This window comes from Chryseobacterium tructae, assembly GCF_030409875.1.
In the GTDB taxonomy this organism is placed as follows: Bacteria; Bacteroidota; Bacteroidia; order Flavobacteriales; family Weeksellaceae; genus Chryseobacterium; species Chryseobacterium tructae.
On record NZ_JAUFQR010000001.1, the window covers coordinates 583,765 to 595,648 of the forward strand.

Sequence of the window (11,884 nt, forward strand, 5' to 3'; positions counted from 1 at the left end):
TTTCATAAGCATTGGAGTAATATTCTCAAAGACTTTTCAACAAATATTTCGTTAAATTAAAGTATTTTTGTGGAGTTATTACAATACATTGAGATACTTTATAGAATTTTCTTACAACGGAAAAAATTATTTCGGCTATCAGATACAGCCGGATGCTATTTCTGTGCAGGAAGAACTGGAAAAAGCACTTTCCACCATTTTAAGAGAAGAGATTAAAACGACAGGAGCAGGAAGAACAGATACAGGGGTTCATGCCAAAAAAATATTTGCGCACTTTGATACAGATAAGGAATTGAGTGATGAACTTCCACGCAGACTGAACAGTTTTCTGCCACCCGATATTTCCATCGAAAGAATTTTTAAAGTGAAAGATGATTTTCATGCCCGTTTTGATGCTACTTACAGAACATATGAATATTATATTTCACTATCGAAAAACCCATTTACCCAGGAATCTGTCTGGCAGCACTGGAAAAGATCTTTGGATATCGATACAATGAATGAAGCCTGTAAGATTTTGTTTGAATATGAGGATTTTACCAGTTTTGCCAAATTGAAAACCGACAACAAGACAAATATCTGCAAAATGTATATTGCAAAATGGGAACAGAATGGTGAGGAATTGAAATTTACTGTTTCTGCCAATCGCTTCCTGAGAAATATGGTTCGCGCTATTGTAGGAACAATGGTAGAAATCGGTACCGGAAAACTGAAACCGGAAGATTTGCGAAAAGTCATTGAGGATAAAAACCGAAATGCTGCCGGAACTTCTGCCCCTGCGCATGGATTGTATCTCGTGGATGTAGGCTATGAATTCTAAATAAAACTAAAAAACTATAATCATGTTATCAATTATTATTCTCATTGGAGCCTATCGGTATTATGCGCGATTAGCCGAAAAATTTGGAAAGATAAAATGGCAGCTGGGACTTTTGGCTATCGGAATTTACCTGGGAACTCAGATTGTTTTGGGGATGTCTTATGGAGTTTATTTAGCTTCCAAAGATCCGAATGCTCTGGATAATATGAATTATACAGGGTTTTCTGCCGCTAATCTTGTGGGCTGGCTGATTTCTCTTTTGGCAGTATGGGGTGTTTATCTCCTTCTGGAACGAAAATATAAAAAAGAAAATCTGCAAAAACCATCTATTGAAATCCAACAGATAGGTAAGACTACCGAAGATTCTCAGAATTAATATAAGGCGATCAAACTTTATAATCATTTTAAAACCACAAAGCCACAAAAGTTTTGTGGTTTTTATTTTACTCAAAGTTTGTTACTTACGAATAAATTAGGTGTTTGTCATTTATGGGTTATTATTTAATATTTTCAGAAACCTCAATAAAGAGTGATCCACAAAAGATATTCATTCTGTAAATGGTAAACATCTTATATTTTCTATGATGATTTGTTGAAGTTGTAAAGGCTGGCAACTTATAAAGTCTTATTTTTGCAGAGAATTTTAATTCTTTTCTTCAATTCGTATAATGAAAAAACAAGATACCTGGGGAATTGTAAAAAGGCTGTTCTTTATTGGAATGAAATTTCGTTCCTGGTTCATCCTTACTTTAATAATCTCCATCATACTTTCAATAGTTTCTACCTACAGGCCATATCTTACTATGCAGGTTGTGGATAACGATATCACAAAGCTACAAGATAAAGCTTTAATGATGAAGCATATCTATATCCTGGTAGGATTGGTATTTGCAGAAACTGTGCTGAACTTTTTCCTGGTTTATTTTTCCAACTTTATCTCACAGAATGTAATTCGAGATATCCGTGAAAGATTATATTCTAAACTGATTTATTTTAAAACATCATTTTTTGATAAAACTCCAATCGGCCAATTGGTAACCCGTGCTGTAGGAGATGTGGAAACCATTGCTACCGTTTATACAGATGGTTTCTTAATGGTTTTCGGAGATATTCTGAGAATTGTATTCGTTTTAGTGATGATGTTCAGCACGAATGTTCATTTGAGCTATATTACATTGGGAATTCTTCCTTTAATGGTGGTGATTACAAGATTTTTCCAAAAAAGGCTAAAGAAAGCCTTTGGAGATGAAAGAACCTGGACGGCTACCCAAAACTCTTTCGTACAGGAAAGATTAGCGGGAATGTCAATCATTCAGGTTTTCAATAGACAGGAATCTGAATTTAAAAAATTTGATGATATCAATATTACGCTGAAAGGAGCATTGCTGAGAACCGTTTTCATTTTCTCGTTGTTCTTTCCGGTTGTAGAACTTATCTCTTCATTATTTATTGGGTTTATTCTGTTTTATGGAGGATATATTACGATCAGTGCCGGGGTGGTAATTGCCTTTATTCAGTATATTTCAATGCTAATCCGTCCTTTAAGACAGATTGCTGACCGTTTTAACAATATCCAGAGAGGTATTGTAGGAGCAGAAAGGGTATTGGGATTGATGGATGAAGAGAATTCAATGACCAATACGGGTACTGTGAAAAAAGATCATTTTGCCGGTAAGATCGAATTCGAGAAAGTTCATTTTGCATATGATGACAAACAAGAAGTGCTTAAAGGCATTGATTTTAAAGTAAATCCTGGAGAAACAGTAGCAATTGTCGGGGCAACAGGAGCTGGAAAATCAACTATTATCAGCTTGATCACAAGATTATATGATATCAATTCCGGAAACATTCTTATTGATGATGTGAATCTGAAGGATTATGAACTTTATAATCTGAGAAGTCATATTGGAGTGGTATTGCAGGATGTATTCCTATTCCATGGAAGTATTTTTGAAAACCTTTCTTTTGGTGATGATAGTATCACTCTTGAAATGATAAAGGCCGGTGCTAAGGAAATCGAAGTAGATCAGTTTATCGAGCAGCTTCCGGGAGGATATGATTATGTAGTGAGCGAAAGAGGTTCATCCATTTCTTTAGGTCAGAGACAATTATTGTCATTCCTGAGAGCTTATTTATCAGATCCTAAATTCTGATTCTGGATGAAGCTACTTCTTCTATTGACCATGAAAGTGAAAAGCTGATTCAGAAAGCAACAGAAAAAATCACCAAAAACAGAACATCCATTATTATTGCTCACAGACTTTCTACGATTGAAAAAGCCGATAAAATTATTGTAATGGAGCATGGGAAAATTGTAGAAGAAGGAAAGCATTTGGAACTTTTGGATAAGAATGGGTATTACGCTACATTATACAAAGCACAGCTTCGACATGAAGTGGAGCTGGAAGAAGAACAAGAGTCAAAATAAAAGATTATTTAATAAGATAAAAAAAGAGAGCATGGGGCTCTCTTTTTTGTTATTGAAGTGATTTGAAACTACAGAAAATAAAATTCTGATTCGTTTCAAATGGAGTCGTATGGTCTTCAAAGAGGCATTCTATTTTTTCAAATCTGGCTTCAAATTTTTCAGATAAAGAATCCTCATCATATTGTTGAATATCCAATCCACTACATTTAGCAGGCCCGTTTTTAGAAAAAGTTCCGAGAACCATAAAGTGGTTTATATTTTTTTCAGCAATATCAATATAAGCAGAAACCTGTTGCGGGGTTGTTAAAAAGTGAAAAGCAGCTCTGTCATGCCAGATATCGTAAGTTTCAGTAGGCTCAAAGGCGGTAATATCTGTAGCAATCCACTTTACCTGATCAGCTTTATTGCCCAGTCTTTGTTTTGCTTTTTCCAATGCTTTGGCAGAAATATCCAGCACGGTAATATTTTTATATCCTTCTTCAAGAAGGAAGTCTACGAGATTACTATCTCCACCTCCAATGTCTATGATTTTAGCCTCTTTTCCCAATCCAAAGGAATTGATAAAGTCAAGAGAAGTCTGAGGTTTTTTCTGAGTCCAGCTTACCTGATCAGGATTTTTGGTCTCATATACATTTTCCCAGTGGTTTTTATTATTGGAAGCATTCATTAGTCTTGTAATTGATTGTTTATTTCTTCAAATTTATTAATTAATCCATCAATTTTTCCCTGTTGTTTTTTTATTGTTTTAGGTCTGATGTAAAACCAGTTGAAACCTATCCATGTAAAGGTGGCAGCATACACTAAAATGGCAGATATGAATGTCATTCTTGATGCGTACTCATACATATACAAGGATATTCCCAAAAATAGCATGATGAAATAGAGGTTAAGCATGGTGGTCTGCATAAATTTCTGCTTGTTTTTTACCAGATATAGATTTTGAAGATACTCACTGTTGGATTGGGTATTATCAATTGTATAAAAGACCATAAACATTTTGTTGTAAGCCGATAGAAAGATAACCATGGCCAGAATGACAAGTACAATCCCAATCTTGGTGCTGATAAGTTGAGGCTGATATCGGTACCATATAAAAGCAATGCACAAGCTGGTTGCAATCAGCAGGAGATTGACTAGGATCAATTTACGAAGGTTTTCATTTTTAAATCTTTTTAGTTTATTAAGGAGCTCTTCTATATTGGGTTTGGGAGAAGTCTGCTGCTTCCATATATTTTTAAAATCCATATTAGTATCCATTGTGTTTAAATTTTTGAGTTAATTTTTCTTTGATTCTGTGGATTCTTACCCTGATGTTAGCTTCTGAAAGTCCTGTAATTTGAGCTATTTCGGCTTGTTTTACTTCTTCCAGTTCCAGAGAGATGATAATCCTGTCTGTTTCGGGGAGCTCTGAAATAAACTGATAAAGCAGTTGGATCTGAGGTTCCATTGATTCCTGTTTTTTCTCTTCCAAATTGATGGGTAGATCCGTTTTGGAAATTTTTTTTTCTTTTTCAATCTGGCGGAGACAATTGTTGGAAGCGATTCTGAAGATCCATGTTCCTATACTGGATTCATTTCTAAACTTTGGAAGCTGCTGCCATACGATGATAAAAGTTTCCTGAGCCAGATCCTGAGCGAGATCAGTATCATTTATATATCCCATGCACAAGCGGAATATCTTTTGCCAGTAGAGTTCGTATATATCCTCAAAGACCATTATTTCGAAGATAAAAAGTTATTCAGCTGGTTGAAGTACCATTCTTTATCATCATACATAATGAAGTGTAATCCTTTTGTAGAGTACTGAAGATTGGCATTTTTAAGATTGCTATACTGTGCTTCAATAGAGGGTTTCATAAATACAAAATAAGATTCCAAAAGAATAAGAGAAGGGCATTGTATATTTTTGATGGTTTCTCTCAGATCTGTATTGGAAAAATCGCAGAACATTTTAGCAAATGTTTTTCTGTCAGATTTCATGCTCCAGTCAATAACTGTGCTCTGCATGGAAGTATCTGCCAAAAGACGAGGGATAGATTGACTTTGCATGGTACGGAAATCTTCATCAGGCATAGTGGTAAACTTATTAATGGTTGATGAACAGTCGTTATTTTCTTTAGGCTTAAAATTAGGATTAGAGATTGCTGCCAGACAAGGTAAAGTATCTACAATAACAATTTTACCTACCAGTTCAGGATAATCTGCTGCGATGGCCAGGGCAAGGCCGCCACCCATACTGTGACCAATGATAACAGGCTTTTCAATTTTATGAGCTTTTATATAAGCGGCAATTCCTTTTTCCCAATCTTTGAAGCTAGCATCAGCATCAGGTTTTGCTCCTGCAAATCCAGCCATAGTTAAAGTATAGCAGGTGAAATCTTTTTCAAACTTCGCAGTGGTTTCATTCCATACATCTCCTGAAGAAGCAAAGCCGGGAATTAAAATTAAAGATTGTTTTCCCTTTCCTGTTTTCTTTACCTCAAACGGATATGTTTTTTCCTGACCAAATATATTACATACTGCTGCAAAAAATAACATGATGATAAGAAGGAATGTGAATTTTTTCATGATTTCTAAAGTTTTAAGGTTTATTTGCCTTTTAGAGACGAGTCTTTTAAAAATGTTACACTATTCTTTTAATTTTTTTTTGAAAAAAATCTTTTTTCTTCTTTGAAAGCCTTTATAACAACGGAAACAAGCCCATTATTTTTTTTATAAATAATTTTAAATTGTTTTATAATACGATGATAAAAATCATGATTACTCCGATGTATAGGTCTGTTTTGATGTGTTTCCTCTCTGGTGTGTGATTAATAGGGTTATGAAATGAATTAAGTTTTTGAGTTTTTGATGTTTATAATTAAAAAATAACGACTTAATAGTATTTATATTGATAATAATTGCTAAATTTATTGAAAGTTTAAGTCGCTCCCCTGGGAAGTGAAGGGGGTAGGTGAACGAAAATGGAATTTTTAACTAAAACTAAAAAATATAAATGAGCAGTAGTATTCAGGATGAATTTAAAGTCTTTAAAGACGAATTAAAAAAACTTAATATTGAAGTACAGAAAGTAGTAAAAGTAGGAAACGGGAGCATGGATTTTCATGAAGTTTTCTACAAATCGCCACGCTATGAGGAGGTGAAGACTGTGTATGTCCAACGTCATAATTTGGACAGTATGATAGAAAAATTTAAACAAGCTTATCATTAAAATATAACCGGCGCCACAGAGAATCTGAGGCGCCGGCTTCTTTATAAAGTTTATTTATGTAATCCTTACTCTTTATCCAGTGTTGAAGAATTCTTAGTGTCCTTCATTCCTAGGTATACCACGAGAGAAAATAGGATACAGCCTGTAATATACCAATAGAAGTATTCTTCAGAACCGATCTTTTTAAACCAAAGTGCAATATATTCAGCTGTTCCTCCAAAAACAGCTACCGTAATAGCATAAGGAAGACCTACACCGAGAGCTCTGATTTCAGCTGGAAAAAGCTCAGCCTTTACCACTGCATTAATGGAAGTGTAACCACTTACAATGATAAGTGCAGCCATAATAAGGAAGAAGGCGGCCCATATAGAAGTGGTTGTACTGAGTGCTGTGAGAAGCGGAACTGTACATAAAGTTCCCAAAATCCCAAATCCTAAAAGAAGCGGACGCCTTCCGATCTTGTCAGATAAAGCCCCAAATACAGGTTGAAGACACGCAAAAATAAATAATGAAATAAAAGAAATGAGGGTAGATTCTTCTTTGGTAAGATGAACCGTATTGACCAGAAATTTCTGCATATAAGTAGTATAAGTATAGAAAGCGAGTGTTCCTCCCAATGTAAGCCCAACAACCGTCAATAAAGCTTTGGGATATTTCAAAAGTTCCTTTACTGTTCCTTTCTTTTTTTCATTAAGATCTTTTTTATTTTCGAAAGCTTCAGTCTCATGAAGATTAGCCCTTAAGTACAGTGCAACAATGGAAAGTACAGCCCCTATCACAAAAGGAATTCTCCAGCCCCAAGCTTCCAGTTGAGCTTCTGTTAATAATAATTTCTGCAGAATCAACTGAATTCCTAATGCAATAAGCTGCCCGCCAATCAGTGTGACATATTGAAAGCTGGAATAAAATCCCCTTCTGCCCTGAGTAGCCATTTCGCTGAGGTAAGTGGCTGAAACTCCATATTCTCCACCTACACTCAATCCTTGAAGTAATCTTGCAAGAAGCAGTAATGCAGGAGCGAAAATACCTATGGAGCGATAAGTGGGAGTAAGGGCGATAAGAAGTGAACCGAAAGACATCAATAGTACAGATAAGGTCATTGCCTTTTTTCTTCCTATTTTATCAGCAATACTTCCGAATACCCAACCGCCAATAGGTCGCATAAGAAATCCAACGGCAAAGATTCCTGCTGTATTCATCAGCTGTGCATTAAGGTCGGAATCCGGAAAGAAGGAGTGAGAGAAATAAATGGCAAAAGCAGCATAAGCATACCAGTCATACCATTCTACCAGATTTCCGATAGATCCGCCTATAATGGCTTTAATTCTTTGGCCTGTAGTAATAGGTGATGGGTTCATATTAAATATAAAGAAGCATTAATTTTTACCAAAAAATCTTTTTACTTTATTCAGTAATCCTGATGGTTTAAAAGAGGTATGAGTAGGCTGAGGAGAATGTACTGATTCATCAAGAGTCTGGAGCGTTTCGATTGCTGATGTAACAATTTTTTCGGCCTGGCGACTTTCTGTAATATGAATTCGGTTGGGTTCCTGTACTTTTTGCCCGGTTAGTCTTTCAAAATTAATTTTAGCTTTATTGAAAATCTCAATTTCAGCCTTAGGTCTATCATCCACATGAGTCATTTCAGGAATAATACCGGAACTTAATTTTATGGATTCACATTCAAAATCGTTCATAATTCCTTGATGAATTCTTACCGCTGTTTCAGTTTCGCCCACCTTTTCAAAAGCTTCTGCGAACTGAAGCATATCTTCTCCAATCTGATACTTTTCGAGAATGTTGTCTATAGAATTGCTTACTTTGGCTTTGGCAGCAGCAAGATTGGCAATGGATTTTTCTTCACCGGGTCTGTTTTTAAGTAAATCAATAAGCTCTTGGATGCCTTCTCTAACTTCGGGCTGAACTCTAAAACGATATATGTGCCCAAGATCTGTGAGATAAGTATTCTGACTCATGGCTTCATGAGCAAGATTCTGAATATGAGAACTCATGAAGAAAGCCAAATGAACCAAAAGATTGGAGTATTGCTTTAAATGATCCGAACTGATTTCAGATTTTTCAAGGGCTTTATAAAGTTGGAGCCCTTCTAGAAATTCGATCTGATAGCCGTAAGGAAGAAAACTTTCCTCATTGATTTCAACAGGGTTGTTATCTAATATTTCATAAAGATATTCATGAATCTGGAGCTCTTCAAGATCTTTTAAAGCCTGTTTAAGTTCAGCAAGTTTATTGTGCTGTATCAATTCTATGAACTCTCTCATTTTCCTGGTTTATAATGTCACCAATATACAAATTTCACCAAAAATAAAAAGCTGTCCTCCAAAAGAACAGCTCTGCTATTTCCCTATATATTTTTAAAACCTGTATCCCAAAGAGAGTCCGCTTCTGAAACCTGCCCATGGTCCGTCTACTTTTATTTTAGCTCCATTGGCATTGGTTTCTACACTGTATTTTACAAATGGAATATCCAGATTTTCTATTTCTTTTTTTAGTTGTGCCTGCATATCCGGAGTAAGAACATAATCGGAGGTCATTGTAAAATCACCTTTTCCACTTCCGTAATGAGCCCCGGCAATCCAAAAATCAAGTACCAGATTTTGGCTTCGGGTAAGGAAAAATTGTACCCCTACCATAAGGCCGCCACTATTGCCTTTAGTATTCCCCTGACCTTTTAGAGGAATTTGATAGGTAATGCCATTGGGTCCATTATAATCATAGTAGAAATCAAAGGTATTGGAAGAAACATCAGAATATCGGTAATAAGGAGCAAAATAAAATCCTTTTCCATAGCCTTTTCCGATATAAAATCTTGGTTCAATGGTGAAATTAGTAGCTTTGACTCTTAAATTTTCAAATCTTTTTTCGTCTTTATCCTTCAAGAAAGCATTGATAAAAGGAACTTTCCCTTCCGGCATGGTTCCGAAACCAATATTTAAAGAAAACCATTGATTAAAAGCGCGCTCATAAGAGAGGTTGATATTCCTGAATGCATAAGCCGTAACATTCGTCTTGATGATATTCATCTTTTCAGCCGAAACGTTTTGGTCTTCCTGTGCCTGCAATGCTGAAAAAAGGAAGCACGGAAGTAATAGGATTACATTTTTCATAATCTTATATTTTGTGGTGTAAGAAATCAACAGCAAAAAACGGGCTGAATTTAACATAATAATTAAATTTTAAGAAAAAAATACACAAATTATTGGTAGGAGTGGACTTTTTTATTTTAAAATTAATGTAATAGATTCCAGGAATTGATTGTCCTAAAAGTATAATCCATCTCTGACATGAAAAAAATAATATATACTATTGGTATGCTTTGTGGAGTCTTTGTTTTTTCGCAGGAAGCAAAAAAAGATACGATGAGTACCTCTGAGACGAAGGAGCTTCAGGAAGTTATCGTAAAAGCACAACGCAAAAAACAATTTGCTGATAAGGCGGTATATACTTTTGACAAGGAAGCGCTGGAAAAAGCCAGATATGCAAAGGATTTACTTCGTACCCTTCCTGAGCTGCAACTGGATCCGGTTTCTAATACAATTACGAGTACAAAAGGCGGGGCAACTCTATTTCTGATTAACGGAGTTGAAGCTACAGATATGCAGATCAGAAGTGTAGCACCTAGTGAAGTGGTAAAAGTAGAGTATTATGATATTCCGCCAGCAAGATGGGCAACAAGGGCAGATATTGTAGTTAATATTCTAACGAAGTCTACTGAGACGGGATATGTTTTTGGAGCTGAAGCATCTTCAGCATTGAACACTGGTTTTATAAACGCATCTGCCTACGCTAATTATACAAAAGGGAAGAATGATATAGGACTGGAATATTCTATTAATTTGAGGGATTATACCGATAGAAGGGTGAATAGTATTTACGATTATCAGCTGGATGGCAATCACTATCGATCTAATGAGGATCGGAAAGATCATTTCGGATATACTTTTCAGAGTGTAGCATTACGTTATACCCGTGTGGTTCCCGATGATTATGTACTTCAGGCAAAACTGAATATGAATATTTTTAGCCGATTTTCAAAAGGAACAGGACAAAGTATTTTTACAGTAGACAATACTGTTGAAGAGCATAATATGTTCAAGAACAATGGATCAGATTATGTTACTCCAAAGCTGGATCTTTATTATTCTAAAAAAATAGGATTGAAGGATGAGCTGAGCATTAATGTGGTAGGCTCTGATTTTACTACCAACTCTTCAGAAGCAGCGAAAGAATGGGTGAGAGGAACGGGAGTGTCTGTATATGATAATGATATGGTTTTAAAAGCTAAACAAACAAGTTTTGTAGGAGAGCTAGCCCATACCCATGATTTTAAAGCCGGAAAACTTTCGTCCGGATATCGTATTTCAAATTCTTCTATCTCTAATGATCTGAATAACCTTTCCGGATATTCTCAATATAAGGTTACTTATCTGGAGCAATATCTTTACAGTGAATTTGCAGGCAAAATAGATAAATTTAGTTATCGTATCGGGGTAGGACTAACGAATATTCATAATAAAAGTGCAGAAAATACTTTTGATGAATGGTCTTTTACTCCAAAAGTAGTACTTGCGTATCAACTGAAAAATAATCAAAGTCTTCGCTTTACAAGCAGCTATAAACCTATAAGTCCATCGAGTAATGCGCTCAGCAGTAATGTAGTACAGCTGGCTCCCAATATTGTACAGAAAGGAAATCCTTTTCTTTCTTCTCAACAGAAATGGACAAATAGCCTGATTTATTCACTGAACAATAAATATTTTGATTTTAACTTAAATGTATCCTATTCTTATACAGATCGGGTGATCAATCAGTATTATATTTTAGATGATACTTTTGGAGGATATGCGTTGACTTATGAAAACGGACGGTATGCTCAGCAGGTTAGTGCCTTTATTTCAGGGGCATATAAACCTTTTGGGAATAATCTTTTAGTGATCAAGGCGAATTTGGCTCCTACTTCCGAAATGATAAAGACCAGTAGCGGAGCCGTGATTAAAAATGATTATCTCGCCAATTATTTTGTGTTGTCTTCAGAATATAAAAATTTCTCAGCTCAATATCAGTTCAACATTCCAACCTATAGCCTTAGTGGAGCTTTTCTGAATACCAACGAAAACCAGAATAATATTTTTGTTAGCTACAAGCATAAAAATATGACGTTCTCCACAGGAATGTATTGGATAGGAATGCCTTCTGAATATAAAACCAAAAGTTTACCAGAAAGTTTAGTGGATTATAAGATTCATACTCAGATCATGAACAACAAATCAATGTTTGTATTGGGCTTTAGCTACGATTTTTCTAAGGGAAAGAAAACTGAGATTCAGAAAAAACTGAATAATGATACAGCTCCGGCTGCTACTTTTTAAAAAACTTGAAAGCTGGAAGTTTATTGATATGATTC

Annotated in this window: 11 protein-coding genes and 1 pseudogene; 5 read left to right on the plus strand and 7 right to left on the minus strand. The window is 35.4% G+C overall.

All coding sequences use genetic code 11. From position 1 onward, the window contains the following. Positions 1-67: 67 nt before the first annotated feature. From truA to QWZ06_RS02765, 3 genes and pseudogenes are all read left to right on the plus strand, one after another. Complete coding sequence (truA, locus tag QWZ06_RS02755; protein WP_290295592.1) at positions 68-820, plus strand: tRNA pseudouridine(38-40) synthase TruA; 753 nt, start codon at positions 68-70, stop codon at positions 818-820. 22 nt (positions 821-842) lie between these two features. Beyond that, a complete protein-coding gene (locus tag QWZ06_RS02760) occupies positions 843-1,196 on the plus strand; it encodes a hypothetical protein (protein ID WP_290295593.1) in 354 nt (117 codons plus the stop codon). 292 nt (positions 1,197-1,488) lie between these two features. Further along, a pseudogene (locus QWZ06_RS02765) lies at positions 1,489-3,248 on the plus strand (ABC transporter ATP-binding protein). A 49-nt stretch (positions 3,249-3,297) separates the two neighbouring features. Here QWZ06_RS02765 and QWZ06_RS02770 read toward each other — a convergent pair. From QWZ06_RS02770 to QWZ06_RS02785, 4 genes are read right to left on the minus strand one after another with little or no spacing between them, the layout of a single operon-like run. Continuing rightward, a complete protein-coding gene (locus QWZ06_RS02770; RefSeq protein ID WP_290295594.1) occupies positions 3,298-3,915 on the minus strand; it encodes a class I SAM-dependent methyltransferase in 618 nt (205 codons plus the stop codon). Further along, a complete protein-coding gene (locus QWZ06_RS02775; RefSeq protein WP_290295595.1) occupies positions 3,915-4,505 on the minus strand; it encodes a hypothetical protein in 591 nt (196 codons plus the stop codon). The genes QWZ06_RS02770 and QWZ06_RS02775 overlap by 1 nt, the downstream gene beginning before the upstream one ends. Next, complete coding sequence (locus QWZ06_RS02780) at positions 4,495-4,965, minus strand: RNA polymerase sigma factor (RefSeq protein ID WP_290295596.1); 471 nt, start codon at positions 4,963-4,965, stop codon at positions 4,495-4,497. Before QWZ06_RS02780 ends, QWZ06_RS02775 begins: the two co-directional genes overlap by 11 nt. Next, positions 4,965-5,816: an alpha/beta fold hydrolase gene (locus QWZ06_RS02785; protein WP_290295597.1), complete on the minus strand. Its 852-nt coding sequence runs from the start codon at positions 5,814-5,816 to the stop codon at positions 4,965-4,967. The genes QWZ06_RS02780 and QWZ06_RS02785 overlap by 1 nt, the downstream gene beginning before the upstream one ends. A gap of 427 nt (positions 5,817-6,243) precedes the next feature. Here QWZ06_RS02785 and QWZ06_RS02790 point away from each other — a divergent pair, with 427 nt between their 5' ends. Then, a complete protein-coding gene (locus tag QWZ06_RS02790; protein ID WP_115970288.1) occupies positions 6,244-6,459 on the plus strand; it encodes a hypothetical protein in 216 nt (71 codons plus the stop codon). 65 nt (positions 6,460-6,524) lie between these two features. On the opposite strand, the gene QWZ06_RS02795 is transcribed toward QWZ06_RS02790, so the two are convergent. The 3 genes from QWZ06_RS02795 to QWZ06_RS02805 all read right to left on the minus strand — a co-directional run bounded on the left by QWZ06_RS02795 (position 6,525) and on the right by QWZ06_RS02805 (position 9,587). Further along, on the minus strand, positions 6,525-7,817 hold the full coding sequence (locus QWZ06_RS02795; protein WP_290295598.1) for an MFS transporter: 1,293 nt from the start codon (positions 7,815-7,817) through the stop codon (positions 6,525-6,527). A gap of 18 nt (positions 7,818-7,835) precedes the next feature. Further along, positions 7,836-8,741 (minus strand): hypothetical protein, encoded by a 906-nt coding sequence (locus tag QWZ06_RS02800; protein WP_290295599.1) that lies wholly within the window; start codon positions 8,739-8,741, stop codon positions 7,836-7,838. Positions 8,742-8,834: 93 nt separating this feature from the next. Next, positions 8,835-9,587 carry a DUF3575 domain-containing protein gene (locus QWZ06_RS02805; protein WP_290295600.1) on the minus strand — a complete coding sequence of 251 codons (753 nt, stop codon included), beginning with the start codon at positions 9,585-9,587 and terminating at the stop codon, positions 8,835-8,837. 177 nt (positions 9,588-9,764) lie between these two features. Here QWZ06_RS02805 and QWZ06_RS02810 point away from each other — a divergent pair, with 177 nt between their 5' ends. Then, entirely contained in the window at positions 9,765-11,849 is a 2,085-nt protein-coding gene (locus QWZ06_RS02810) for a TonB-dependent receptor plug domain-containing protein (protein ID WP_290295601.1), read from the plus strand. Positions 11,850-11,884 lie beyond the last annotated feature (35 nt).

What these genes read in the sequence shown, in the direction of transcription:
- QWZ06_RS02760 (WP_290295593.1), top strand. Translation starts at nt 843, where the DNA reads ATGTTATCAATTATTATTCTCATTGGAGCCTATCGGTATTATGCGCGA.
- QWZ06_RS02790 (WP_115970288.1), top strand. Translation starts at nt 6,244, where the DNA reads ATGAGCAGTAGTATTCAGGATGAATTTAAAGTCTTTAAAGACGAATTA.
- QWZ06_RS02800 (WP_290295599.1), bottom strand. Translation starts at nt 8,741, where the DNA reads ATGAGAGAGTTCATAGAATTGATACAGCACAATAAACTTGCTGAACTT.
- QWZ06_RS02805 (WP_290295600.1), bottom strand. Translation starts at nt 9,587, where the DNA reads ATGAAAAATGTAATCCTATTACTTCCGTGCTTCCTTTTTTCAGCATTG.
- QWZ06_RS02810 (WP_290295601.1), top strand. Translation starts at nt 9,765, where the DNA reads ATGAAAAAAATAATATATACTATTGGTATGCTTTGTGGAGTCTTTGTT.
- QWZ06_RS02795 (WP_290295598.1), bottom strand. Translation starts at nt 7,817, where the DNA reads ATGAACCCATCACCTATTACTACAGGCCAAAGAATTAAAGCCATTATA.
- QWZ06_RS02775 (WP_290295595.1), bottom strand. Translation starts at nt 4,505, where the DNA reads ATGGATACTAATATGGATTTTAAAAATATATGGAAGCAGCAGACTTCT.
- QWZ06_RS02770 (WP_290295594.1), bottom strand. Translation starts at nt 3,915, where the DNA reads ATGAATGCTTCCAATAATAAAAACCACTGGGAAAATGTATATGAGACC.
- QWZ06_RS02785 (WP_290295597.1), bottom strand. Translation starts at nt 5,816, where the DNA reads ATGAAAAAATTCACATTCCTTCTTATCATCATGTTATTTTTTGCAGCA.
- QWZ06_RS02780 (WP_290295596.1), bottom strand. Translation starts at nt 4,965, where the DNA reads ATGGTCTTTGAGGATATATACGAACTCTACTGGCAAAAGATATTCCGC.